General features: G+C 45.3%; 23 protein-coding genes and 1 pseudogene. 7 read left to right on the top strand and 17 right to left on the bottom strand.

Annotated elements, in window-relative coordinates; genetic code table 11:
• Positions 1-69: 69 nt before the first annotated feature.
• The 3 genes from ybiA to NDI42_RS01120 form a co-directional block, all read right to left on the bottom strand.
• Positions 70-519 carry a riboflavin biosynthesis intermediates N-glycosidase gene (gene ybiA, locus NDI42_RS01130; RefSeq protein WP_190454283.1) on the bottom strand — a complete coding sequence of 150 codons (450 nt, stop codon included), beginning with the start codon at positions 517-519 and terminating at the stop codon, positions 70-72.
• A 113-nt stretch (positions 520-632) separates the two neighbouring features.
• Complete coding sequence (locus tag NDI42_RS01125) at positions 633-1,436, bottom strand: tetratricopeptide repeat protein (protein ID WP_242017611.1); 804 nt, start codon at positions 1,434-1,436, stop codon at positions 633-635.
• Between the two features lie 196 nt (positions 1,437-1,632).
• Positions 1,633-2,766 carry a geranylgeranyl reductase family protein gene (locus NDI42_RS01120; RefSeq protein ID WP_190437170.1) on the bottom strand — a complete coding sequence of 378 codons (1,134 nt, stop codon included), beginning with the start codon at positions 2,764-2,766 and terminating at the stop codon, positions 1,633-1,635.
• A 570-nt stretch (positions 2,767-3,336) separates the two neighbouring features.
• On the opposite strand from NDI42_RS01120, the gene NDI42_RS01115 reads away from it, so the two are divergent.
• Positions 3,337-3,513, top strand: coding sequence for a family 2 glycosyl transferase (locus tag NDI42_RS01115; protein WP_190454277.1), 177 nt, complete (start codon positions 3,337-3,339; stop codon positions 3,511-3,513).
• A gap of 98 nt (positions 3,514-3,611) precedes the next feature.
• Here NDI42_RS01115 and frr read toward each other — a convergent pair whose 3' ends face one another.
• The 5 genes and pseudogenes from frr to NDI42_RS01090 all read right to left on the bottom strand — a co-directional run bounded on the left by frr (position 3,612) and on the right by NDI42_RS01090 (position 7,565).
• Positions 3,612-4,160 (bottom strand): ribosome recycling factor, encoded by a 549-nt coding sequence (frr, locus tag NDI42_RS01110; protein ID WP_190419021.1) that lies wholly within the window; start codon positions 4,158-4,160, stop codon positions 3,612-3,614.
• Positions 4,147-4,875: a UMP kinase gene (gene pyrH, locus NDI42_RS01105; RefSeq protein WP_190419023.1), complete on the bottom strand. Its 729-nt coding sequence runs from the start codon at positions 4,873-4,875 to the stop codon at positions 4,147-4,149. Before pyrH ends, frr begins: the two co-directional genes overlap by 14 nt.
• Before the next feature lie 122 nt (positions 4,876-4,997).
• Complete coding sequence (locus NDI42_RS01100) at positions 4,998-5,549, bottom strand: thioredoxin family protein (RefSeq protein WP_190454273.1); 552 nt, start codon at positions 5,547-5,549, stop codon at positions 4,998-5,000.
• A 138-nt stretch (positions 5,550-5,687) separates the two neighbouring features.
• A pseudogene (locus tag NDI42_RS01095) lies at positions 5,688-6,032 on the bottom strand (arginase family protein); the annotation flags it as partial.
• 327 nt (positions 6,033-6,359) lie between these two features.
• The gene (locus tag NDI42_RS01090; protein WP_190454270.1) at positions 6,360-7,565 is read right to left on the bottom strand and encodes an RNA-guided endonuclease InsQ/TnpB family protein; all 1,206 of its coding nucleotides are present in this window, start codon (positions 7,563-7,565) and stop codon (positions 6,360-6,362) included.
• Positions 7,566-7,724: 159 nt separating this feature from the next.
• On the opposite strand from NDI42_RS01090, the gene NDI42_RS01085 reads away from it, so the two are divergent.
• Entirely contained in the window at positions 7,725-8,642 is a 918-nt protein-coding gene (locus NDI42_RS01085) for an alpha/beta fold hydrolase (protein WP_190454267.1), read from the top strand.
• Positions 8,643-8,735: 93 nt separating this feature from the next.
• Here NDI42_RS01085 and NDI42_RS01080 read toward each other — a convergent pair whose 3' ends face one another.
• The 4 genes from NDI42_RS01080 to NDI42_RS01065 all read right to left on the bottom strand — a co-directional run bounded on the left by NDI42_RS01080 (position 8,736) and on the right by NDI42_RS01065 (position 14,010).
• Positions 8,736-10,142 carry an LCP family protein gene (locus NDI42_RS01080; RefSeq protein WP_313930989.1) on the bottom strand — a complete coding sequence of 469 codons (1,407 nt, stop codon included), beginning with the start codon at positions 10,140-10,142 and terminating at the stop codon, positions 8,736-8,738.
• 341 nt (positions 10,143-10,483) lie between these two features.
• The gene (locus NDI42_RS01075) at positions 10,484-10,882 is read right to left on the bottom strand and encodes a hypothetical protein (RefSeq protein WP_190419031.1); all 399 of its coding nucleotides are present in this window, start codon (positions 10,880-10,882) and stop codon (positions 10,484-10,486) included.
• Entirely contained in the window at positions 10,879-12,147 is a 1,269-nt protein-coding gene (locus NDI42_RS01070) for a serpin family protein (protein ID WP_190454263.1), read from the bottom strand. Before NDI42_RS01070 ends, NDI42_RS01075 begins: the two co-directional genes overlap by 4 nt.
• A gap of 270 nt (positions 12,148-12,417) precedes the next feature.
• Positions 12,418-14,010 (bottom strand): S8 family serine peptidase, encoded by a 1,593-nt coding sequence (locus NDI42_RS01065; RefSeq protein ID WP_190454431.1) that lies wholly within the window; start codon positions 14,008-14,010, stop codon positions 12,418-12,420.
• Between the two features lie 419 nt (positions 14,011-14,429).
• On the opposite strand from NDI42_RS01065, the gene rpe reads away from it, so the two are divergent.
• The 3 genes from rpe to NDI42_RS01050 all read left to right on the top strand — a co-directional run bounded on the left by rpe (position 14,430) and on the right by NDI42_RS01050 (position 17,424).
• Positions 14,430-15,125: a ribulose-phosphate 3-epimerase gene (gene rpe / locus NDI42_RS01060; RefSeq protein WP_190437181.1), complete on the top strand. Its 696-nt coding sequence runs from the start codon at positions 14,430-14,432 to the stop codon at positions 15,123-15,125.
• Positions 15,126-15,316: 191 nt separating this feature from the next.
• Positions 15,317-16,726, top strand: coding sequence for a WD40 domain-containing protein (locus NDI42_RS01055; RefSeq protein WP_190454261.1), 1,410 nt, complete (start codon positions 15,317-15,319; stop codon positions 16,724-16,726).
• A gap of 458 nt (positions 16,727-17,184) precedes the next feature.
• Positions 17,185-17,424 carry a DUF2283 domain-containing protein gene (locus NDI42_RS01050; RefSeq protein WP_190454257.1) on the top strand — a complete coding sequence of 80 codons (240 nt, stop codon included), beginning with the start codon at positions 17,185-17,187 and terminating at the stop codon, positions 17,422-17,424.
• An 85-nt stretch (positions 17,425-17,509) separates the two neighbouring features.
• On the opposite strand, the gene NDI42_RS01045 is transcribed toward NDI42_RS01050, so the two are convergent.
• From NDI42_RS01045 to NDI42_RS01030, 4 genes are all read right to left on the bottom strand, one after another.
• Positions 17,510-18,034, bottom strand: a complete 525-nt coding sequence (locus NDI42_RS01045) for a hypothetical protein (RefSeq protein ID WP_190454254.1) — start codon at positions 18,032-18,034, stop codon at positions 17,510-17,512.
• Between the two features lie 100 nt (positions 18,035-18,134).
• Positions 18,135-18,575: a hypothetical protein gene (locus tag NDI42_RS01040; protein WP_190454251.1), complete on the bottom strand. Its 441-nt coding sequence runs from the start codon at positions 18,573-18,575 to the stop codon at positions 18,135-18,137.
• Between the two features lie 118 nt (positions 18,576-18,693).
• Positions 18,694-18,882 carry a CsbD family protein gene (locus tag NDI42_RS01035; protein WP_190454249.1) on the bottom strand — a complete coding sequence of 63 codons (189 nt, stop codon included), beginning with the start codon at positions 18,880-18,882 and terminating at the stop codon, positions 18,694-18,696.
• Between the two features lie 311 nt (positions 18,883-19,193).
• Positions 19,194-19,661, bottom strand: coding sequence for a hypothetical protein (locus NDI42_RS01030; RefSeq protein ID WP_190454247.1), 468 nt, complete (start codon positions 19,659-19,661; stop codon positions 19,194-19,196).
• Between the two features lie 346 nt (positions 19,662-20,007).
• Here NDI42_RS01030 and uvrB point away from each other — a divergent pair, with 346 nt between their 5' ends.
• A complete protein-coding gene (gene uvrB, locus NDI42_RS01025) occupies positions 20,008-22,005 on the top strand; it encodes an excinuclease ABC subunit UvrB (RefSeq protein WP_190454243.1) in 1,998 nt (665 codons plus the stop codon).
• A gap of 245 nt (positions 22,006-22,250) precedes the next feature.
• Positions 22,251-22,817 carry a Uma2 family endonuclease gene (locus tag NDI42_RS01020; protein ID WP_190454240.1) on the top strand — a complete coding sequence of 189 codons (567 nt, stop codon included), beginning with the start codon at positions 22,251-22,253 and terminating at the stop codon, positions 22,815-22,817.
• 65 nt (positions 22,818-22,882) lie between these two features.
• Here the strand turns inward: NDI42_RS01020 and NDI42_RS01015 are convergent, their stop codons facing one another.
• A complete protein-coding gene (locus NDI42_RS01015) occupies positions 22,883-23,824 on the bottom strand; it encodes an aspartate carbamoyltransferase (RefSeq protein ID WP_190454238.1) in 942 nt (313 codons plus the stop codon).

The following is a 23,824-nucleotide window of genomic DNA, read 5'->3' as shown; positions in this document are numbered from 1 at the left end:
AAATAAATAGTTAGTATTGTTCTAAAGAAAAATCTAGATTGCAATATTTATATTTTTAAAAAACCTTTTTTACAAACGTTGCCGAATTTCTTGGCGGACGCTCATCAGAATTTTGCCTAGATGATTGTGACCAGTTTTATCTTTACCGCAGCCCCAGTAATAATCAATTTGGGAATCTTCGACAAGTAAGCGATCGCCTGTAGAAAGCAAAATAGACTGAATATCTAAATGGGTGAGAAACTTAATAAGCACAGCTTCGTGCATAATCTCAGTTTTCAGGCTTTCCCAGTCAGGACGGATGTGGCGAGTGCGATCGCGTCCCAGTGTTGCAGCTTCCATTGGTGTCTTGGCGCTGGCAATATCTAAAATTAAAGCTTCATCCTTGGTGCCAACAAATTTTTGCGCTTGATAGTAATGCTCTACCGTCGCCCAGTCTTGCCCCAGCAGATGAATGCAATGAGGAGAAAAGTTGGAAAAACATCCATATGGATCGTCAACTTTGTAAAAGTAAATCGTCATTTGCTAATCGGGGATTGGGGATTGGGGAGACACGGACAAAGAAAGCAACCCTTTTTGTCCGTGTCTCCCAAGACTATCTTCCAGTTTTTATTACCTTTTATCTCACAGGCTTTTTACTTCTGTCCCATCGCCTTCAATCCTTCATCGATCTTGTCAGCGTCCTGAGTTCTGCCTTGCTCTCTGAGTAAATCTCTAGCCTTTTTAATAGCTGCTATTGACTCAGATTTCTTACCTTGTTGATCTAAAGCCACCCCTAAGTTAAAGTAAGCTTGTGCTGCTTTAGGCTCAATTTCCGTCGCCTTTTTCAGAGACGCAACTCCCTCAGGCAAATTTCCTTGTTTGACTAAAGCAATCCCCAAAAAGTAGTGTGCATCCGCACTTTTTGGGTCAAGTTCAATTGATTTTTTAAAAGCAGCAGTTGCTTCCTTTAAATTGTTTTGCACACCTAAAGCAACTCCCAAGTCTTTGTGAGTTTTGGCATTATTCGGGTCAATTGCTAGGGATTTTTTGAAAGAATCAGTTGCTTCAGGTATTTTTTTTTGGTTGACTTGAATAAATCCTAAATTATTATAAAGTTTTGCATTTTTAGGGTCAACTTCAATGGCTTTTTGAAAAGTGTCCGATGCCTCATCTAATTTCTTTTGATTGACCTGAATCAATGCCAATTTACTATACAATTCTATTTTTTTTGGATTTGCTTCAATAGCTTTTTTGAAAGCTTCTGTAGCTTCTGGTAACTTATTTTCTTGAACCAAAGCAGTTCCCAATTTATCGTAAGTTTCTGCATCTTTGGGATTAATTTCGACTGCTTTATTGTAGTCAGCGATCGCTTCCGATAATTTGCCTTGCTCAACAAGAGCATTTCCTGAGTCTACATACTTTTTGGCATCAGCCTGTGGGTTGCCACAACCCACCATCAGGAAGCCTACGAATCCGGCTACCGCAATCGAAAGCCCAAACCTGGATAAATTTGCAGTCCTAGAAGACATAACTATCGAGTTTCTAGAGGAAAGCCCCAATATAACACAAGAACAAATTGAAATTATTCATGGTTTATGGCTGATAGTTCCTAGCAAACCATCAGCCATAAAAAATACGACCGCAAAAAAAAATTTAGCCGCCCATACCGGGGATCATACTTTTACTCAGTCGCTTAATGGCACGATCAGCCACTTCTGAGTAACGGCTTTCCCCGCATAGCAGTTGACCCATTTTTTCAGCAGCTCCAGGGCGCTTAACACCAACTTTATAAGCGATACCAGGAATTCTGTAGAAAATTCCTGCTAAACGTTGCGCCCACACCATGTCAGATCCCCATTCTTGAGCGATCGCATTGGTGTATCCTTCCAAAGCATTGCGATCGCCTCCCACAGCTTTGTCAATTGCTTCTGCTGCCTTCAAACCGCTAAACATCGAGGGACGAATTCCCTCAGCCGTAAACGGATCGACGACACAAGCAGCTTCTCCAGCTAAAACTGCATTTTGGGTATGCAGCTTTTGATCGCCGTCCCACAAGCACAAAGGATGACCGTACTGCTTGCTGGTTTTGACATCAACATTAAACAGTGTGGCATACTCAGCTAGGAGGCTCTTAAAGTCTTGCGGGTCGCTGCCTCGGAAGTTGCCAATCCCGATAGAATAGCCGTCGGCTTTGGGAAAATTCCAGATATAGCCATTTTTGACCATCCCAAATTCAAAATGAGCGATGTGACCGTTTTCTACTTGTGCCTTTGGTTCTGCCTCCAAAGCGCCAGCCAGACGGCGTTTGCGCTCTTTAAAGCCCAGCCACTTAGCCATTGGCCCTTTGGCTCCATCGGCAGCAATTAAATAACGACCTTGTACCGGGCCGTTTGCCGTGTTGACTTGCCAAGCGTCGTTCTTAAACTCAATTCCCGTCACTTCCGTATTGTCTCTAAGTTCTGCGCCCTGTTGCTGCGCCTGCTGGATAAGAAAGTGGTCGAAAACGTCTCGCCGCACCATCCATATTGGTTCTGGTGTATTCAGTTCTGTTTCCACCGGATCTTTCATATTCCATGTGCAGCGAATCGTGTTCACCTTCAGGGAAATGGCGGGGGAGAAGTCAAAATCAAACCACTCGGCAACTGCTGGCGAAACGCCACCTCCACAAGGTTTGTATCGAGGCAGAGATTCTTTTTCTATAACTAAAACTGAGCGTCCCCGCTTCGCTAAGTGATAAGCTGCGGTTCCGCCTGCTGGGCCAGCGCCGACAATAATACAGTCAAACATCGTATTAATTTTTGCTCCTGAACGCACTTAAATTTGAGGCTGGAAGGAGAATTTAGATTCTCATAGGTGCATCCCACTTTTGGACACTCTAAAGAGCCGATGCGAGGCAAGCAAATATCGCCTGCACGGTCTTAAGAATTTTAGCCTGCCTAAGCAGACTTGGTTAGCGTAGCCCGTAGGAGTATATTGGCACGCAATGGAATTTCCATCCTCACTCTTGTACTCACTGGTTTAAAGCTTAGTTGCTTTGGGTGCTAACTGGCTATTTGCGTAATTTCCCCGTTCCAGTTAAAAGCCTACAATCTAATGCTTTCAAGCTTTTTAGCATAGCGATCGCTGTTCGGATATTATATTGTGCTTTTATTTGCCCAATCAATTCCGTGTTTTCAACTACGTAAGCGATTAATTGCTCTTAAACTTGCCAATAGGCAACGCGATCGCCATCTTTAATAAATTCATCAATTTCACTGAGTGCAAAATTGCCTATAATTTATAGGATTGGTTCATGAAAGCTTCATAAAATTAAAAACAAGATAAAGCTGTGCATTTACTACTGTGAGGTCAAGACTTATGTGGGAAGTACGCATCCAATACGCCAACGGTAACGAGAAAATTTTACGCGCCTGCACGAACCGAGAAACTGCCCTGCGGTACGTGGATGCGATTTATTCCCAAGGCTACCCCATGCACGTTGCCTACCTTGTCCGTCCGAGGAGTGTAGATGGACAAGTGTTTGTGCCTGCATAAGTTTTAGTCTTTAGTCCTTAGTTTTTTGCTAGAACTTTTGACTAATTAAATTTAGTCTTTAGTCCTTCACTATAACTAATGACTAATGACTAATAACTTTAAACAGTGGTGATATCTTTCTCTTTTTCTGCTAGCAGTTCGTCAACTCTGGCGATGTACTTGTCAGTCAACTTCTGAACGCTTTCTTGCAAATCTCGCGCTTCATCCTTGGGAAGTTCACTATTTTTTTCCTGTTTGCGAATCGAGTCAACGGCATCGCGGCGGATGTTGCGAATAGAGACTTTGCCTTCTTCGGCATACTTTGCTGCTATTTTCACCAATTCTTTGCGGCGATCGCTTGTCAATGGGGGAATATTCAGCCGAATCATGGAGCCATCGTTGTTTGGCGTTAAGCCTACATCCGACAGCGAAATGGCTTTTTCAATTAAGTTTAGGCTACTACGGTCAAAAGGTTGAATTGTAATCGTAGTCGCATCCGGCGTACTAATGTTGGCCAAGGATTTGATAGGAGTTGGGGAACCGTAGTATTCCACAATTACTTTGTCGAGGAGACTAGCATTGGCTCGTCCCGTCCGAATGGTATTAAAAGACCGTTGAGTTGATTCAACTGCCTTTTTCATGTTGCTTTCAGCGTCAGATAACTTCACAAAAACCTCCGACAATTGTTCCGACAGATTCTCCCATAACGGCTCGGCGAATATTTCCCGGAACCGATAAATCAAACACCATAATCGGGATATTGTTTTCTTTACATAAGGCGATCGCTGTACTATCCATCACCCGCAGATCGTTAGCTAAAACGTGTCCGTAGGTAATGCTCTGATAGCGATGAGCTTGCGGGTTCAGCTTGGGGTCAGAATCATAAATCCCGTCTACTTTAGTCGCCTTAAAAATTACATTCGCATCAATTTCCGCTGCTCGCAAGGCAGCTGTGGTGTCGGTGGTGAAAAAGGGGTTTCCCGATCCAGCCCCAAAAATCACCACCCGTCCTTTTTCGAGATGGCGAATAGCACGCCGCCGGATGTAAGGCTCTGCGACTTCTTGCATAGCGATCGCGGTTTGCACTCGCGTTGGCACCCCAATTTGCTCTAGAGAGTCCTGCAAGGTCATCGCATTCATCACTGTGGCAATCATGCCAATGTAGTCTGCTGTCGCCCGATCCATCCCCGCCGATGCTGCTTTCACGCCGCGAAAGATATTGCCGCCACCCACGACAATAGCTACCTGAACGCCACTTGCCACCACTTCTGCGACTTGGGTCGCGATTTCCTGAACCACCATCGGATCGATTCCGTAGCCCAGGTTGCCCATCAAAGCTTCACCGGAAAGCTTGAGTAAAATTCGTCGATAAGTTATCCCCATGCACACACTATTTTCTCACTCCAATTACCTCCACCATAAGATAGCAGTAGCGGAGTAGTTTGGGATATGATTCGGCAAATTTAACTCTTGTTAGCTACTACCACCAATCCGGCGGCGGGGGGTTAATTACGCCACTTTACCGAGCAACCCACGGCATCAGTGGACTCTGGAGTAATTGTATTGCCTTGCAGCAAACAGGCGATCGCATCTCGCAAATAATGCACCCGTACCGCTTCTGGCTTTTGGGGATTATCATCAATTCCCCCGCTGTAGCGGAGTATACCTGCATTGTCTATCAGGTAAACTTCCGGTGTTTTTGTTGCTCCGAAGCAACGAGCAACATCCTGCGTTGTATCGCGCAGATAGGGGAAATTCAGCCGATCTGCTGCTAAATTTTTCATGTTTTCAAAGCTGTCTTCAGGATACTGGAAAGCATCATTAGCATTGATGCCAATTAGCGTAAATCCTCGCTCTTGAAACTCGGCTTGAATCTCTATTAGCCTATCGAGATACAACTGCACGTAAGGACAGTGATTGCACATGAAAACGACACCTATAGCCCGATATCTCTCTAAATAACGGGATAAATGGTGTACTTTATCATCGATCCCTGGCAGTTCAAAATCCGGAGCATAACTACCAATGGGAGTGCCAGTTTTTTCCATCACACTCATTTGCACAAGCCTTAATGAATCAACAATTGGAACACAACAGATTAGAAAAGGAATGTAGCTAGTTAGCAGTAGCTTCTAGCCGGTTTGCAATGCCTTATAACCTATAAGTTTATAGACCAATTTGGCTGCCGTAAATTGGGATATGACAAACTTACCATCCCCAATCAGCTTAGACACAGTATCACGGTTGACTTTTAGCATTGCCTCGGATGAAACCGAGCTACCATTGCGTGTGTCCGCGATAGATTCGTAAGTGTAAATTCCAATGTCTCGGCAAGTTTCCGCATCTAGCTCCTCATCGTAGTATTCCACTTGTTGAGAAGCTTCCAGAATGGAATCTGTCCCGTTTTCGCATCCCCGGTGATAGGTTGTTGTCGCCTCGTAGGGGATTGGGAGAATGACCACCCGCGCAGCATCATAGGTTGTTGCTACATCAGGGCCCAGGAATGGCAGAACAGAGGTAGAAGTTTGCACCATATTCATCAACAAAATAGATTGCGTCAACGATTCCCCAATCTAGATACTGACATACTCCCCGCTTTAACTGCATCCACAGCGAAAAAATTGGGGACTAGGGGATCGGGGATTGGGGATTGGGGATTGGAGACAAGACAAAAGAGTAAAAGCCTTGTTCCCTCTACCTTGTTTCCCCTTTGCTTTCTTACACGGCATAATTATCAGTTGTGTCTACACATAGCATCAGAGTTTTTACGGATCTTTTTTATTTATTTGCTAAAAAGTGCGTAAGTACATAGAAGAGTTGAAGAAATTGACATCCTCCCTGGCGTAAACGCGCAGGGATTCCAAGAATCACTTCTTGGGCTTCCTCTTTCTGCGACTCGGCTTACTTGAAGGAGTTTCCTCACTCAAGCAGAGGTCGATATCTCCAGAGGCGTTAGAGGTTCCCGCGTGTCCCACGGTACGCAGTCCAAGTTCTAATATGTTCCTCGCCGCGTTCCAATCCCGGTCTAAGACAAAACCACAATGAGGACATTGATGAGTTCTTTGACTTAGTGATTTCTTGGCAACCTGACCACAATTAGAGCAGTTCTGGCTGGTGTAGCGAGGAGGTACTGCAACTGTCACCACCCCAAATACTTTACCGAAGTATTCTACCCAGTTCCTAAAAGCTGTCCAAGCCGCATCTGATATCGACTTGGAGAGCTTTTTGTTTTTAACCATGTTCAACACCTGCAAGTCTTCATAGGCTACCAAGTCGTTAGACTGGACTACGCACCTTGCCAATTTCACAGCAAAGTCTTTACGCTGCCTAGTTACCTTGAGGTGTTTTCTACTCAGGCGATTCCTCGCTTTAGCTCTATTCTTAGAGCCTTTTTGGGTTCTGGAAAGCCTGCGGTTAAGCTTCTTGAGTGCTTTTTGGGACTTTCTCAGATAACGTGGATTCTCAACGGAAGACCCGTCAGAATCAGTATAGAAGTGGGTTAGTCCCACATCTATACCAATAGTTTTGCCTGTCGGCTCTCTGTTCTCAATTCGCTCAACATCAAGACAGAACTGCACGTAGTACCCATCGGCTCGACGAATTACTCGTACCCGCTTGATTTGGCTCAACTGATAGAAATGTAAGTCGCGGGTTCCCCACAACTTAAAACTTCCTGCTTTGAATCCATCACTGAAGTTAATACTCCTTCTGTCTTCTGAAAGCTTCCACCCACAGGTCTTGTACTCAACAGAACCGTGTGTCTTATGCTTCTTGAAACGAGGAAATCCCCTTTTTCCGGGTTTTCCCTTCTTGCAGAAGTCGTAGAACCGAGCGATGGATGACCAAGCTCTCTCGGCAGAGGCTTGTCGTGCCATTGAGTTGAGTTTGTTCGCCCAAGGGAACTCCTTGGCAAGAATTGCACAATAAGCACTTAACTCGTATCGCCCAACTCCTTTATTATCCATCCAGTATCTGACGCAGCTATTTCTAATAAAAAGAGCAGTACGAATGGCTTCGTCTAGCCGCTCGTACTGCTCTTTTTTTCCTTCTAGCTTGGCTTCAAATACCAACATTTACGTTAGTGCGCTCGATATAAAAAAATATATCGTAGTTCTAAGCACAATAAATAAAAAGCCGCCCTGAAGTGCGGGGCTTTAAACCCACTAATTTCGGTAAAATAAAGGAAGCCGATAAATCCCGATCGGGGATGGAAATTTAAAGATACGCCTCCCATGACCTTATCTTCCGATCCTAGCGCGATCGCACCCACCACAGCCAAAATCGTCACGAAAACTTGGACTTGGCGGGGCTTTCCCATTTGCTACCAAACCCAAGGAACCCAAGGGCCGCCAGTTGTGCTAGTGCATGGCTTTGGGGCATCTTGGGGACACTGGCGCAAAAACATCCCCGTCCTAGCGCAAACGTGCCGCGTCTATGCTATTGACTTAATTGGCTTTGGCGGTTCAGCTAAACCCACACCAGGAAATCCGATTTCCTACACCTTTGAAACCTGGGGACAGCAACTCGCTGATTTTTGCCGCGAGGTTGTGGGAGGAGAGGCTTATTTAATCGGTAACTCCATCGGCTGTATTGTTGTCATGCAAGCAGCAGTGGATAACCCGGATATTGCCTTAAAAATTGCTTTACTTAACTGTTCCCTGCGACTGCTACACGATCGTAAACGCGCTCAACTGCCCTGGTATCGCAGCTTTGGCGCACCGATAGTTCAACAACTACTGTCAGTAAAGTGGATTGGGAAACTGTTCTTTAGTCAACTTGCCAAACCGAAGGTAGTGCGTAAGGTTCTCCTGCAAGCCTATAAGCATCCGGAAGCCGTCACAGATGAACTGGTAGATATGCTCATGGCTCCTGCCTTTGATGAGGGCGCTGTGGACGTTTTTGTAGCCTTTACGCGCTATTCCCAAGGGCCCCTACCTGAAGATTTACTGCCGCTTTTGCCTTGTCCGGCAATCATGCTCTGGGGAACGGAAGACCCTTGGGAGCCTATAGAATTGGGGCGAGAGTTGGCTAATTATCCCAAAGTGGAAAAATTTATTCCTATCGAAGGTGTCGGGCATTGTCCACAAGATGAAGCCCCTGAGTTGGTTAATCCGATTTTGCTGGATTGGATAATGGGGGCTGGGGACTAGAGGCTGGGAATTGGGGACTGGGTACTGGGTACTAGGGACTGGCTAAGAGTCCTTCCAATTCCCAATCCCCAATCCCCAATCCCCAGTCCCCAATTAATATGAATCTCGACGAGATTGCCTTTGTAACCAGTCTTCACCCAGCTGGATAGTGATATCGGAAACTAAGTTGCCTGTGCTTTCTACGCGCACTTCTCCGAATCCAAGCGATCGCTTGATAGCTTGAGCGCTGTCGCCATCTCCTTGCTGCGCCACTAGGTGCGTCACCCGCAACGGTTCCGGCCAAGGATCGTCCACATAAACGTTCTGGTAGCCAGCTTCCCGGAGCTTTTCGATCAAGGATTGGACGGCCCTCATATTACCAGTGCTATCTTGAATCGCTACCCGCATATAAGCAGGGTCATTTGCTTCGCCGCCGTCCAAACCCTGATCGAAGTGCTGCGCCATCATCGTCTGAATGCGACGGCGATTTGGCAACCAGTAACTTACCTCACGCTGTCCGTTCCCACTGAAATCACCAGGAACCATTAACATTTGCACCTGGGAACGTTCTGTCTTCACGCCAAAACCAACTAGCGCCAGCAACTCCTCCACAGTCAAATTGGTGTCAATATGCGACTGAATAACTGAGAGAATTTTTGGCATCCGGGCGAGAGTGGTGGGATTGAGTGCTTGTTCCATCAGCGCCCTCATCACCATTTGCTGTCGCTGAATCCTACCAATATCCCCATACTTGTCATAGCGAAAGCGCAGAAATTGCTGCAACTGATTGCCATTGAGATGTTGTTTTCCCGCCTTCAAGTTGATGTAAAGGTGCTGGGAGTCATCCTGATACTTCATGTCTCTGGGAACGTAAACGGTGACACCACCCAAGGCATCTACCAGTTTTTCTACCCCTTGAACGTTAATTCGGATGTAGCGATCAATTCCGACTCCGCTAAGGAGTTCGCTGGCTGTCTTAGCGCTCAGTGCTGGCCCCCCTTCAACATTAGCAGCATTAATCTTGGTCATGCCGACACCTTCCACGTAGGTGCGGGTATCCCGTGGGATGGAGAGAACAGCTATTTTTTGCGCCTCCGGATTAAACCGCAACAGCAGCATGGTATCCGACAGACCCTCGAAAGAGTTTACTAAGGCGTGGTATCCCAAATTTTGGGTTTCTGGGGGAGGGTTATCCAGGTCTGAAGAGATAACCTTTATTCCCATAACTAAGATATTGACAGGGCGGGTTAGTTCTGGTAATCGCATACTGGTGCGGGAGATGCGATCGCCATCAAATACAGCCGCTTCATCAGGACTCAGTTGACTTTGCAGCAAAGGCGTACTTGAAAGCGACACTGCAAGCATTGCTCCCGCAGTCGCTGACAACATTGCTACCCCACTCAAACCCAACCCCAGCCAAAGCCAGCTCACCTGATTCCCTTTGGGAGCTGGCTTTCTTGGGCTTTGTTGACCGTTTTTTTGCCCCCAAGGGCGGTTTTCAGGAATTTTTCGAGCTGACACTGACTTCCTCACACACGCTAAAAAATTAGCACAAATCTGCCATAAATACAGGGGCGCATAATCGAGCAATCTGGGGGGCGGACATTTAGGTAAAAAAAATACCGTTCCTACGCAAATTGCACTAGAACACTCATAGCAGTTTTTCCACCGATTTGTTGATAAATCAGGCAAAGGTTGGCAAGAGTTTCAAATTTGTCCCCTTGAGATACTTAGGCTACCAGAATAACCCGATTCCAAGTTAATAATAAGCAGGCGATCGCTTCTACTTTTTTCATCCCCAGTCTCTGGTTGGAAACGAAAACAGGGAGGTGGCTTGATTCCAAAATGAGGCTAAAAGCTATTTAGGATAAGCGTTTGCGAACAACACCCTCAGCGATTTGACTAATACCCGGAAGACGCACCGATTTACGTTGCCATAGACGCACCATCAACCATAAACTGACTAAAAAGTAACCCGATGTCAGCAGGCTATTGATAAATAATAAGCGCAAGGTCAAAAACTCGGAAGTTTGGGCAACTCCAGCACCCACCAAAATGTATGCCATCAGCCAAGCCATAGCCAGCGTCACGGAAAGTCGGCTCACGGTTTGTTGTTGTCGATTACCCTCCCGTCGGTAAAGCGTCCACAGCGCCGGGAAAAAGCCAACCACAGGCATCAAATAAATAAATAGTTGGTATAGTGGGGTTTCCAGCTCGTCCCTACTGATGTTTTTATTGTCCAACAAGTCAATTTCTTTCATTGCGGTTCCACAATAGACCCCATAAATAGAACGGTTCCAGTTTGATTATCTCTAATGCAAGAGAAGAACGGGCGGTCTACAATCATTCGGAACGGTTCTTCTGGCCTGCGCGCCAATGAGGTCACTACGCCTACGGCAGTTACTGCTGCTGCTTCGGTGCCTTCTTCGTTTACTTCTACAAAGGTTTTATGCTTGACTTGGTTAAGCTGGAGTGGAATAGAACTCATTTGAGTAAAATTGGCTTTTGAGTCAAAAGCAGACTCCATACCTAACGCTTTTAGGGACTCTGCTAAGGAAGTTTCGTACTCCATTTTAAAGCGAGGCATTTGAATCAATCCTGGTCGCATTGTGAACTTGTTCATCCATTGCTCCCAGTTTTCAGTGTTGAGTTGTTGATATAAAGCTGTCAGATTAGAATTTTGTTTTGGCAGAAAAATATAAAAACTCAGCCTTTCTTGACCATAGGGAATACTTATTGCCTGAAACTGGTCTGTCTCATAGTATCTATATTTTCCGTTTCGCGACATCATTGGATGTTGTTTCTGAGCGCCATTTGTTAAGTAAAAGGGTTTATTAACTGTATTTGCTTTATCAAATTCATTTGTCCAGATGCCTTTAAAATAAATAGCATTGATTAAGAAAAGCACGTGATCTGAACTTAGACCATTGACAATCTGATTGATTTTGCCGCGAGTATTCTCCTTTACCCAATTATTCATAACAGATGGGGAATCAGGGTTATTAAAATCTAAATCGGTAATTTTTGCTTGATAAAATTGCCGATTCCTCTGGAGAAAGTCTGGATTAAAAGAAACTCCTTGTCTTGCCCAAAGGGAGTTCGCGATAGTCAATTGTACTTGGGGGTCTGGATTTTCTAGGATTGCTTTTAAAGCTTCATTGGAGCTGTTTACTTCCTGTAAACTCATTCCTTGGATTTCCAGGGTGTTCGCCATTGCTTGTTGAGTTTTGCCGCTGGCACCGTTGTAGGTCATGGCAAGAGCGATCGCTACACTAGAAGGCGAAATAAAAACGTTCTTGCCGCTGTCTTTTTTCAGAATTTGCTTGAACAGCTTGAAACCAAATTTAGTATTAGCAGCAACCAGCTTTTGATCTACAGAACTATTCTTAGACACTTGTGCCTGCACTTGATTGGGACGAGCGATCGCTATATTAGGATTTTTTAGTGATGACCATCCAACTAAACCCAAAACGATGATACTTGCAGATGCGATCGCTTTTACTTGATTTAATATTTGCGGATTCATTTTGTTGCTTTTTTGCCATAACATTCTTTATATCTAGAATGACGGACAAAAAACACAAACGTTCCATCTGTTACAGTTTTAGTAACTGATTGAGAAGCATGATCACCCGGCGATTAAAAATTGCGGCTACACAAACGAAGCATTATTACCCGGAGATTGGACGCGGCTACACAAACGAAGTCCGGATGGTGCGCGGACTATAATAAAATCCGCACACCATCCGGGCTTTGTTTGCGTAGCGCCATTTAGACTGAGCGCAATTTTTTCTTTTTATTTTTTCGGTACAGTCCACCAAGCCAAAGCGTAAGGCTGGGTATCTTCATTAACTTTCTGACGATACTGGACGCGGATTTTGTAGCGACCAGTGGCGGGAATTTCGTGAAAAATGTGTTCTACACTGTCAACATCGCTTTGTGAAGACCAGATACTTTTGCTGATGTCATCGTCTTCGACGCGCATCAAGTAAATGTCAAGGTTGTTTAAACCGCGATCGCTAAAACTTTCCCCAACATCATACCGCTGGTTCTTATTTTTATCTTGCAACTCCACCAGGCGATCCCAAGCAAGCGTAACTGAGACAAAACTGCCTTGTTGCAGCGGTTGTTCTAACACATAATCTTGAAACGATGACTCTTTTACAGTCTGGTAATCCCAACCTATCGGCGGGAGTGCAGCATCAGGTTTCCACTGGCCAGGACTAAATTGCTGGTAAGCTCGAAAAGCATTCAATTGTCCCGTACCCATTTGGAAATCTAACGGTATTTTTTGGTCTTTGTAGGCATCAGATTCTAACCAATTGCGATTATCTTTGGTCAAAATATCGCGGCTCATTCCCAAGCGTAAACCATCGCCACTATCTTTGATTTTCTCCGCCGAGTTCAACAGCACCGCTTTCATCACTTCGTGGCGGCGGGAATCTAAACTCCAGTTAGACTGTTTTGCTCGCAGCTGGCGATCGCCATATTCTTGTAACAAAGCCACAGAAGCTGTAACATGTGGAGCGGCAAAACTCGTCCCCGTGACACTATCAACCTTTCCTTCCAGATTCAATAAATCAATATTGCTCCCCGGCGCTGCTAAATTAATCGAACGGCGGGGCCCGACATTAATTTCGCGGTTAATCAAACGCCTGCCAATACCAACGGGTGCAGCACTCAAATTGCCAAAGTCCACTTTAGTAAAAACATCCTGGCGGCGCGTTGTGTAAGCAATATTCACACCATTAAAATTGTCAGTGGGAATGGGAATGCCGCCATTGCCTTGATTACCAGCAATTACATAAATCACGTCGTGAACCCGCGAAGACCAGTCAATACATTGTGTTAACAAAGCATTGCCATCCAAAACCGGATCGGTTCGCGAGTCTCGTTCCAAAGATTCGCCAAAACTAAAATTAATCGCTCGGACATCGCCCCCATTTTGCAGTGCTACGTGTTGAGCAGATAAACACTCCTCCGGTTGTCCTGCTTTTTGGGGTGAGCCAACAGCAGAAGAATATAGCCGTGCCTCCGGTGCCACTCCCGGTAAAGCTTTATCCGAGCTAATCATCACAGCCGCTACCATTGCCGCATGAGCATCGACATTGCTATCAGCTTTAGCTGGGGTATCGCGATAAAAGACTCGCATTAGAGAGAATGTTCGCTTCTTGGACGCAGTTTTATCTAACCCAAATTGCCCCGGTCTGCCAATTTCCACCTGACCAATAGCAATCTTTCGTCCCAATAAATTATAAGGAGGGGCGTGCAGCTTGCGGACATCAATGCCAGATTCTCCGAGTGATGACGTATCTTTAGCCAGTGAGGAAGGTGCAGTAATCAGTGGAATACTGATTCCCCAAACAAGCCATGCCAGTTTTTTGACAATTTGCTGCTGCGTCAAGGAAACTTCTCCAATGAATGTGTGAAGGGTTGATTGATACTTACGCTTCGGTGCAATTTTTTCTTAGCCTCCCTTAAAAAGGGGGGTTGGGGGGATCAATACGTGATGGAACTCAGTTTTTGATCCCCCCAACCCTAATTTATGGGGAGTTCTAATCTGTAAAAACGTGATGGAACTTAGGTTTTGATCCCCCTGCCCCCTTAAAAAGGGGGTTCTGATGTGGGGGGATATAACATGATGGAACTTAGGTTTTGATCCCCACTGCCCCCGTTTTTTAGGGAGGTTCTGAATCTGCGTTCTAATCTATAAAATTACGCATTGCATTACTTCACAATTTTTTAAGACTTGCGACATCTTTTGTTAAACTTATTACAACCCAAGGACGCAAAAGAGTATTAATAGCCATGAGCCAGAAGCCGATTGTTGTAGCTCCATCAATCCTATCAGCTGATTTCAGTAGGCTGGGAGAGGAAATCCGGGCGGTAGATGCCGCTGGTGCAGATTGGATTCACATTGATGTGATGGATGGTCGCTTTGTCCCCAATATCACCATTGGCCCGCTGATTGTAGAAGCTATTCGTCCTGTTACACAAAAGCCGCTGGATGTCCACCTGATGATCGTGGAACCAGAAAAGTATGTCGCAGATTTTGCTAAGGCGGGGGCCGATCATATCTACGTTCATGCGGAACACAACGCCTCACCGCATCTGCACCGGACTCTAGGACAAATTAAGGAACTGGGCAAAAAGGCTGGTGTCGTTCTCAATCCTTCTACTCCTTTGGATTTGATTGAGTATGTGCTGGAGCTTTGCGATCTGGTATTAATTATGAGCGTTAACCCCGGTTTCGGCGGTCAAAGTTTTATCCCAGAGATGGTGCCAAAAATCCGGAAGCTGCGCCAGATGTGCGATGAACGCGGTTTAGATCCCTGGATTGAAGTGGATGGGGGTTTGAAAGGTAACAATACTTGGCAGGTTTTGGAAGCTGGCGCTAATGCAATTGTGGCGGGTTCTGCTGTGTTTAAGGCGAAGGATTACGCTGAAGCAATTGAAGGTATTCGTAATAGTAAGCGTCCGACTCCTGAGTTGGCTAAGGTTTAATTTAATTAATTATGCCTGCATCCTCGAAGGGTGCGGCTACGCTAACGAAGCCTGCGATCGCAGGCTTTTTTTGTTGTTAGATGGGGGAGAATGCGATCGCCTTCTTCTCCTGTATGCCAAAAGGTATCTTGTAAGTTAAGACAGAGATGATCACAATCAATCCCCGCCGATCGTAATTTTAGGTGAAGCTAATGCCACGCAGTGAAGACGAGTTACCGGATTTAAAGGCTGCGGTAGAGAACCTTACAGAACAGATTAGTAATCCCCAAAGCTTTGTAGTTTCGTTACACAGGGACAGTTCCGACATCAAGGAGTTCCACACCAAAATGGCTCATGTAGCTGATGCGCTTGAGAGTCGGCTGGGTGAGATGGAAAAAAATATCAGCGGCGCAATTCGTGACGAAATGGGTGATTGGGCTGATAGGCTTGAGAGTCGGCTGGATAATATGGAAAAAAATATCATCCGCGAGGTCGGCGATCTGCGTACCACAGTAACGGAAGTAAATGACAAACTTGATGAACTAATTGCCAAGTTAGACAAATCGCTGGAGCCTGCCAAGTTAGACAAATCGCTGGAGCCGCATCAATCTTGGCGATGCGTACAGATGCTCAGTCATTCCGATCGTGTTTGCTCCGTCGCCTTTAGCCCAGATGGGCAGCTACTCGCTAGTGGCAGTTGGGACACTATCAAACTTTGGCATCCGGGTACAGGCGAAGAAATCTGTACTCTCACTTGTCATTCTGACTCGGTTTCTGGCTTCGCCTTTAGCCCAGATGGGCAGCTACTCGCTAGTGGCAGTGGGGACGACACTATCAAGATTTGGCATCCGGGTACGGGCGAAGAAATCTGCACTTTCACTGGTCATTCCGACTGGGTTTCTTGCATTGCCTTTAGCCCGGATGGGCAGCTACTCGCGAGTGGCAGTGCTGACAAGACTATCAAACTTTGGCATCCGGGTACAGGCGAACAAATCCGCACTCTCCTCACTGGTCATTCCAATTATGTTTCTTCCGTCGCCTTTAGCCCGGACGGGCAGATACTTGCTAGTAGTGGCAGGGGTGACAAGACTATCAAGATTTGGCATCCGGGTACAGGCGAAGAAATCCGCACTCTCACTGGTCATTCTGACTCGGTTGCTTCCGTCGCCTTTAGCCCAGATGGGCAGCTACTCGCTAGTCGCAGTGGGGACGACACTATCAAGATTTGGCATCCGGGTACAGGCGAAGAAATCTGCACTTTCACTGGTCATTGCGACTGGGTTTCTTGCATTGCCTTTAGCCCGGATGGGCAGCTACTCGCTAGTGGCAGTGGGGACGACACTATCAAGATTTGGCATCCGGGTACGGGCGAAGAAATCTGCACTTTCACTGGTCATTCCGACTGGGTTTCTTGCATTGCCTTTAGCCCGGATGGGCAGCTACTCGCTAGTGGCAGTAACGACAAGACTATCAAACTTTGGCATCCGGGTACGGGCGAAGAAATCCGCACTCTCACTGGTCATTCCAACTGTGTTAATTCCGTCGCCTTTAGCCCGGATGGGCAGCTACTCGCTAGTGGTGGCAGTGAGGACAACACTATCAAGATTTGGCGGCGGGATTGAGGAAGGTAAAAGAAGGAGAAAAGAGCTTGTTTTAAGTTGGGGTTGAGATTGTGGGTTAAGTGTGTAAGGCATAATAATCTAACCTAAGTTGCTAGTGATGCGCTCATACTTTTTCTCTCCTCCTGGCATCCCCTTTAAAAAGATAGGACTGTTTCATTCCCAGAAAATCCGCCAGCGATTGAAATCGCTGTCTCATAGCGAAAGTCGTCTGAAGACGACTCAAATATACTCTTTATAGTCGTCTTGAGACGACTTGGGCTATTAGCCAGGGACTTAAGTCCCTGGCGGGTGAGGGCAGAATAAAACAGCCCTACCCTTAAAAAGGGGGATTTTGAATCTTCCCACCGTCTTGATGCTTCCTAATAAAGGAGATTCCCTCCGAGTTCCAGCATCGCTTTTTCAGGGGGTTAGGAGGAATAAAACTGTCTATATTTAGAACTAACAACTTGCGTTATTTTATGAAACTTACTTACGATCCAAGATACAACATTGCTTATATCTACCTACAAGAAAAAATAGTACAGGTAGAAACCATCCAGGTAAGTGATGAAATGAATGTGGATATAGCGCCAGACGGCACTATTTATGGAATTGAACTACTTAATGCAAATCAACAATTAGGAGCCGATAATCAGGGAAAGTTGATTGTAGTAAATGAAGCTTTGGGAGAATCTTCCGAGATTAAACTGGCACTATGAAAGATTTATAATAAACAAAAAAAGGCGATCGCTTCCGGATCGCCTAAGTTTCAACAACCAACGTTTAATTCAGTTTTAGATTGCTTTAGTGCTTGCGATCGCTTAGCCACTTAGCAGCCACAATACCAAAGACGGCTGCAACCATTGGATTGCTCAAAAACTTGACAACCGCAGGCTGATCTGCTAACACTTCTTGGAAGATATCCGGGTGGCTGTGATAGGTAAAGGAAGCCAGTTTGCTGACATCATCAGCACTCATGTGCTTGGGGTTATGGGTAGAGAGTCCCAACTGTTGCTCAAGTTGGCGATCGCTTAATCCCCTTTGCTTCAAATGCTTGAAGAATTCCTTGGCTACATCATCGCGTTCGTTGGGTTTAATTTGCGCGATCGCTTTTTGCAGTTCGGGTTCCATCTGCGCTGGTGGAATGCTGTTTGGATGCAGGGAACGTCCGAACAGTTGACGACGCTCATCTCTTGAGGAACGTTGAGCAAAATCATCAAAACTTTGGTAATCCTTTGTTGGATCGCTAGGAGCATCTTCAAGAGATTCGCTGTTACCCCCAGCTAAATCGTTCATTACTTGACGCTTATATTGTTCGCTGCTGGTCATTTTTGTTATCTCCTGGTTCAATCACGAAAAAACTTATTAAATTTTGAGTCGAGACGCGGTTTATAGCGTCTATAAGGATGGTTTTTGATGTCCTGTTAGACTATGCGCCTTGATACTGAATCTGCTTTGACTGAACGTCATATTTTGCAGTCAAAATCAGTTTTTTATCAGGGGCATACATCAACACAGTTAAATCTTGGTTTGGGAAATTCTTGTGGAATCCTTGAACTAAAGACTTGGATAAATCCTTAACTTCATTTGGACGCACTTGCGGCGAAATTACAACTCCTAATTTGTTGTTATCTCGCACGTAAGCATCATTAACCAATCCTTTAGCAGTCTGCACAACCCAATTTCCGAAATCTTGGCCTGCTGCTGTGCTACCGCGTTCTAACAGTTGATAACTGGCTTGGCTATTAGCAGCAGATGGTAAAGTTGGTTGCTTAGCCTGAGTTGCACCAGCACAAGAAGTGGTAATGGTAAGAACCAATACCAAGGCTAATGCAGTCAAAAAATTTCGGCTTTTTTGAAATAAATTCATAGGCTTGTCCTCAAAAAAAATGGCTGTTTTAAAAGAATTATCGGTTGTTTTCTTGGCGGTAATCCTGTTGCAGGGCTTAGATAATTTTGCAGCTACCTAAACCCTGCATCAGTAAGACTTACGCCCGGTCGATCAGATCTTTAGCTTTATCTTTGAGGTCTTCACCAGTGTGGCGAACTTCAGCCTCAGCTTGCTTAGATTTACCTTCGGCTTTATCTTCTGGATCGCCAGTGATATTGCCTAGTGCTTCTTGGGCTTTCCCTTCAATATTTTTGCCAGTTGCTTTTGCTCTATCTTCTACACTCATTTTCCTTCTCCCTATTTTTTTTTACAGCTTTTATTTGAAGATGCGTTGATTTTACACCGCTATCTTTTTGCTTATGTATTAAATGTATCTGAAAATTTTTACATAGCCTTCTGTCGCCAGACATACTAGGTGGGGATCAATATTTCTTACTCTTTATATATGCTCAAAGGCTGATTAATTAATATTTCCCAAGATAGATGTCAGCTCAATTCTCACACAGCAGCGTCTGCATAATTATTCAATTGTAGATATTAAAAACCCGGTTTCTTTAGCAAACCGGGTTTTTAAAGAGGTAACTATTACTTTCTGGTTTAATCCAGATAACCAATAAGAATGTCATCCTCGCTATAGTTTGAAGCGATTGGACGAAGACCAGACATTAAAATCGTTTCAGAAACTTGCAGGTTACTGGAGGTAATTGGACGTCCCATCAAGGAGATGGTTTCAGAAACTTGCAGGTTACTTGACGCAATTGGACGAACTCCCGCCAGATTGACTGTTTCAAGAACTCGCAAATCGCTGGAAGCAATTGGACGAATACCCGCCAGATTAATTGTGTCAGAAATTTGAAAGTTACCTGGAATTGTTAGGTGATTGGAATCTGAGGATTCGCCTGACGCGGGTAAAGGAATGACTTTCGTCTTATTGTCTCTATTCAGATTTTGGCTTTCCTGAATTTTAACATTATCGACTTGAACTGTGGTTTCTTCGTTAAGTTTAGGATTGGCAATCTTAGGTTGGGTAGGATTTTTCACTTTAGCAGTGCTGGTAATGCTCATGATTCCACGCCTCTCAATTGTTAAGTGACTGCGCCAATAATGTAGAAAAATTCCGAAGTTTGGATTCATCCTGTTAATCTGAGTTTAATTTAAAAAAACATAGAAAACTATAGATATTTTGATGGTTGTACATAGAAAATATCAATGGTAAAAAATTATTAAAAAAGGACTGAGGATGAGGAATTGGTGAGGAAGTAAGGCTTTTTCCCAATCCCCAGTCCCCAGTTCCTAATCCCCAGTCCCTTCCACTTCCCAGCATCGACTGAGCAAATAGCTACCATAAGAGAGTGGTGTCTAGCGATCGCTAAGACTCCCTTTGCACAAAAAGTGATTTTTTTAACACTGTATGGCGCAATTTTGTCTGGAAGCTCCCTTTAAACCGACAGGCGATCAGCCGCAAGCGATCGCGCAACTGACTCAAGGCGTACAAAGAGGCGATCGCTTCCAAACCCTACTGGGAGCGACGGGAACCGGAAAAACATTCTCAGTAGCAGCGGTTATTGACAAAGTAGCCAAGCCAACGCTAGTGCTGGCGCACAACAAAACCTTAGCCGCACAACTGTGTAATGAGTTGCGGGAATTCTTTCCCCATAACGCGGTGGAGTATTTCGTCAGTTACTACGACTACTATCAGCCAGAAGCATATATTCCCGTAACCGACACATATATAGAGAAGAGTGCGGCGATCAACGACGAGATTGATATGCTGCGACATTCGGCGACGCGATCGCTTTTTGAACGCCGAGATGTTATCGTCGTTGCTTCCATCAGCTGTATTTATGGTTTGGGGATTCCCTCGGAATACCTGAAAGCCGCGATTCCCCTAAAAATGGGAATGGAAGTCAATCAACGCGAGTTGTTGCGAGACTTAGCCTCAGTGCAATACAGTCGCAACGACATGGAAATCGGACGAGGACGTTTCCGCGTTCGGGGTGATGTCTTGGAAATTGGCCCCGCTTACGAAGACCGAATTATCCGGGTAGAATTTTTTGGGGATGAGATTGATGCGATTCGCTACGTTGACCCGGTGACAGGCGAAATTCTTCAGAGCATGGATGCTTTGAATGTATATCCAGCGCGTCACTTTGTCACCCCAGAAGACAGACTCGAAGCAGCTTGCAACGATATTGAACAAGAACTCAAGGATCGGCTGGAAGAATTAGAAAAAGCCGGGAAATTACTAGAGGCGCAACGATTAGATCAGCGCACTCGCTACGATTTGGAAATGTTACGGGAAGTAGGATATTGCAACGGCGTTGAGAACTACTCCCGACATTTAGCAGGTCGTCGTGCGGGAGAACCGCCAGAGTCTTTGATTGATTATTTTCCCAAAGACTGGCTGTTGGTGGTGGATGAATCTCACGTTAGCGTCCCGCAAATCCGGGGGATGTACAATGGCGACCAAGCACGAAAAAAGGTGCTGATTGAGCATGGTTTTCGCCTCCCCAGCGCTGCTGATAACCGTCCCCTGAAGTCAGAGGAGTTCTGGGAGAAGGTGAATCAGTGTATTTTTGTTTCTGCGACTCCCGGTAACTGGGAGATGGAACAGTCAGAGGATCGGGTAGTACAACAGGTGATCCGTCCGACTGGCGTACTCGATCCAGAAATTTTTGTGCGTCCAACGGAAGGACAAATTGACGATTTGCTGGGTGAGATTAAAGATCGGATTGACAAGCGCGAACGGGTGTTAGTCACCACTTTAACTAAGCGGATGGCGGAAGATTTGACGGAGTATCTGCAAGATCGGGGGATTCGGGTAAGATATTTGCACTCGGAGATTAACTCAATTGAGCGGATCGAAATCTTGCAGGATTTGCGAGAGGGTAAGTTTGATGTGCTGATTGGGGTTAACTTGCTGCGAGAGGGTTTGGATTTGCCAGAAGTCTCTCTGGTAGCGATTTTGGATGCTGATAAAGAGGGTTTCTTACGCGCAGAGCGATCGCTTATTCAAACTATTGGTCGTGCGGCGCGTCACGTCCGGGGTCAAGCTATTCTCTATGCTGATAATTTCACCGATAGCATGATGAAAGCCATTGACGAAACTGATCGGCGGCGGGGAATTCAGAGTGCGTACAATCGAATGCACAATATTACACCCCAACCGATTATCAAAAAAGTCAATAACTCAATTCTGGCTTACCTAGATGTCTCGCGGCGGCTGAATTCTCAACAGTTGGAAGAAATTTACGAACAGGCGGACGATTTGCCTTTAGAGAATATTCCAGAGTTGATTACTCAACTGGAAGCACAGATGAAAGATGCGGCAAAAAATTTGCAATTTGAGGAAGCGGCGAAATATCGCGATCGCATCAAGCATCTGCGAGATAAACTGCTAGGTCATTAAAAACGCGATCGCACTGAACTCTTCCTCAAACTGTGCGGGATAAGTTGCAGATGTGATCGCGCCTCTTTTTTCTTTCTGCCTTGTCCTTTGCATCTAAAGAGCGGTTCAAAAATTCAAAGTGCGATCGCACTTTTGCTTGATGAATGAAGTGAAAATGCGATCGCATCTCCCTGGCGAGACTGTTATCTGAAATTGTGCAACCTTTATAATTGAGTTCACAGACTCAGGCATAACCCGGAAAGCCTATGAACGCCATCACGCTGAATATTCCCCACCTGACATCTGAGGGGTTTGTTGAACTTTGTCAAGCGAATCAAGACTTGCGAATGGAACGCGCAGCTACTGGAGAAGTCATTTTCATGCCCCCAACAACTCCCTGGACAGGCAAGCGGAACGGCGACCTTTATGGCGAACTTTGGCTGTGGAATCGAGAGACGGGCTTGGGTGTAACTTTTGAGTCCTCAACCGGGTTTACCCTGCTTAATGGAGCTGTCAAGTCGCCGGATGCCAGCTGGGTGAGTAATGAGCGGTGGGAAGCTCTGACTGAAGAGGAGCAGCGAGAGTTTTCCCACCTTTCCCCTGATTTTGTGGTGGAATTGCGCTCTAGTAGTGATTCTCTCAAAAAGCTGCAAGAAAAGATGCAGGAATATATTGACAACGGCGTTCGCTTAGGATGGCTGATTGACCCGAAAACTAAGCAAGTGGAAATTTATCGTCCAGGGCAAAATGTACAGGTGTTCCACTCTCCCACAACTGTATCTGGCGAGGATGTGTTGCCAGGATTTGAGTTGAATTTGAATAAAGTTTGGTGAAGTGCTTTCGGCGCGCGGGTGAGCCATCCAAATCACGCAATTCAATTCTCTTCAATGCGATTTTTTTATGGCATCGCGCCCAGCAAATTAGCAAGAATCGCTTTGCGAACCGCAAGCCCGTGGCGTACCTGATCGAATATGCCTACTCGCCTGTCATTATCTACATCACTTGACAACTCACACCCACGAGGTAAAGGGTGAAGGATCGTTGCTTGGGGTGACAAATCCTTGAGAAATGCCAATGGGAAGGTAAACCATTGATGATAGCGTTCATATTCTGAAATATCGGTGAAATCCTCTAAGAATGTACCGCCAGTAAAATATAGTACGTCATCATTTAGTGCATCTGACAGGCTAAGGCTGTGCTGAAATGTAGCACCGCGATTTTGGGCAATGGATTGATATTCTTGCTTCAGTGCTAACTCACTGGGACAAATCATCAAAATTCTAGGTTGCAATGGTGCTAACAATAAAGCAAGTGAATTAGCACAACGGCTTGTTTGTAAGCAACCAATCAAAGATATTTTTAAATTTTTGAGGTCAGGACAATTCTTCTGGATTACGGAAAAATCTGCTATAGCCTGAGTCGGATGTTCGTTATGGCCATTTCCAGCATTGATGACCGGAATTTTTACCAGTTCGTTGATTTGGGTAATTAATTCCGAGTTGGAAGAACGAACCACTAAACAATCGACATAACATTCAGCTGTATGGCAAAAATCACTGAGAGATTCACCCCTTAAGCGGCTATCTCTGTAGCTGTCGGATAAATCAAGAATATTAGCACCCAGCCACATAGCTGCTGAAGAAAAGGAATTTTTAGTTCGATGACTAGGCTGTTCAAAGATTAAGCCAACAATTCGCTTAGGCTGTAGGTTAAATTGCTGAGGAAGCAAATTATTTTCTAGAATCCTATGTGCAAGGGCAACAATTTCTTCTACCTGCTGCATCGGAAGCTGCAAAACGGAGAGAATACTATTTACAGTCGTTTCCACCTGAATGCTCAT

This window comes from Funiculus sociatus GB2-C1, assembly GCF_039962115.1.
GTDB classification, from domain to species: domain Bacteria; phylum Cyanobacteriota; class Cyanobacteriia; order Cyanobacteriales; family FACHB-T130; genus Funiculus; species Funiculus sociatus.
This window is presented reverse-complemented; position numbering and strand designations above follow the sequence as displayed.

Excerpts from the sequence above, each read along its gene's own strand:
- NDI42_RS01040 (WP_190454251.1), bottom strand. The coding sequence starts at position 18,575 with ATGAATTTATTTCAAAAAAGCCGAAATTTTTTGACTGCATTAGCCTTG.
- NDI42_RS01115 (WP_190454277.1), top strand. The coding sequence starts at position 3,337 with ATGTGGGAAGTACGCATCCAATACGCCAACGGTAACGAGAAAATTTTA.
- NDI42_RS01120 (WP_190437170.1), bottom strand. The coding sequence starts at position 2,766 with ATGTTTGACTGTATTATTGTCGGCGCTGGCCCAGCAGGCGGAACCGCA.
- rpe (WP_190437181.1), top strand. The coding sequence starts at position 14,430 with ATGAGCCAGAAGCCGATTGTTGTAGCTCCATCAATCCTATCAGCTGAT.
- NDI42_RS01090 (WP_190454270.1), bottom strand. The coding sequence starts at position 7,565 with ATGTTGGTATTTGAAGCCAAGCTAGAAGGAAAAAAAGAGCAGTACGAG.
- pyrH (WP_190419023.1), bottom strand. The coding sequence starts at position 4,875 with ATGGGGATAACTTATCGACGAATTTTACTCAAGCTTTCCGGTGAAGCT.
- NDI42_RS01055 (WP_190454261.1), top strand. The coding sequence starts at position 15,317 with ATGCCACGCAGTGAAGACGAGTTACCGGATTTAAAGGCTGCGGTAGAG.
- NDI42_RS01015 (WP_190454238.1), bottom strand. The coding sequence starts at position 23,824 with ATGAGCATTCAGGTGGAAACGACTGTAAATAGTATTCTCTCCGTTTTG.
- NDI42_RS01050 (WP_190454257.1), top strand. The coding sequence starts at position 17,185 with ATGAAACTTACTTACGATCCAAGATACAACATTGCTTATATCTACCTA.
- NDI42_RS01100 (WP_190454273.1), bottom strand. The coding sequence starts at position 5,549 with ATGAGTGTGATGGAAAAAACTGGCACTCCCATTGGTAGTTATGCTCCG.
- uvrB (WP_190454243.1), top strand. The coding sequence starts at position 20,008 with ATGGCGCAATTTTGTCTGGAAGCTCCCTTTAAACCGACAGGCGATCAG.
- NDI42_RS01020 (WP_190454240.1), top strand. The coding sequence starts at position 22,251 with ATGAACGCCATCACGCTGAATATTCCCCACCTGACATCTGAGGGGTTT.
- NDI42_RS01030 (WP_190454247.1), bottom strand. The coding sequence starts at position 19,661 with ATGAGCATTACCAGCACTGCTAAAGTGAAAAATCCTACCCAACCTAAG.
- NDI42_RS01035 (WP_190454249.1), bottom strand. The coding sequence starts at position 18,882 with ATGAGTGTAGAAGATAGAGCAAAAGCAACTGGCAAAAATATTGAAGGG.
- NDI42_RS01085 (WP_190454267.1), top strand. The coding sequence starts at position 7,725 with ATGACCTTATCTTCCGATCCTAGCGCGATCGCACCCACCACAGCCAAA.
- NDI42_RS01075 (WP_190419031.1), bottom strand. The coding sequence starts at position 10,882 with ATGAAAGAAATTGACTTGTTGGACAATAAAAACATCAGTAGGGACGAG.
- NDI42_RS01045 (WP_190454254.1), bottom strand. The coding sequence starts at position 18,034 with ATGACCAGCAGCGAACAATATAAGCGTCAAGTAATGAACGATTTAGCT.
- NDI42_RS01070 (WP_190454263.1), bottom strand. The coding sequence starts at position 12,147 with ATGAATCCGCAAATATTAAATCAAGTAAAAGCGATCGCATCTGCAAGT.
- ybiA (WP_190454283.1), bottom strand. The coding sequence starts at position 519 with ATGACGATTTACTTTTACAAAGTTGACGATCCATATGGATGTTTTTCC.
- NDI42_RS01125 (WP_242017611.1), bottom strand. The coding sequence starts at position 1,436 with ATGGTGGGTTGTGGCAACCCACAGGCTGATGCCAAAAAGTATGTAGAC.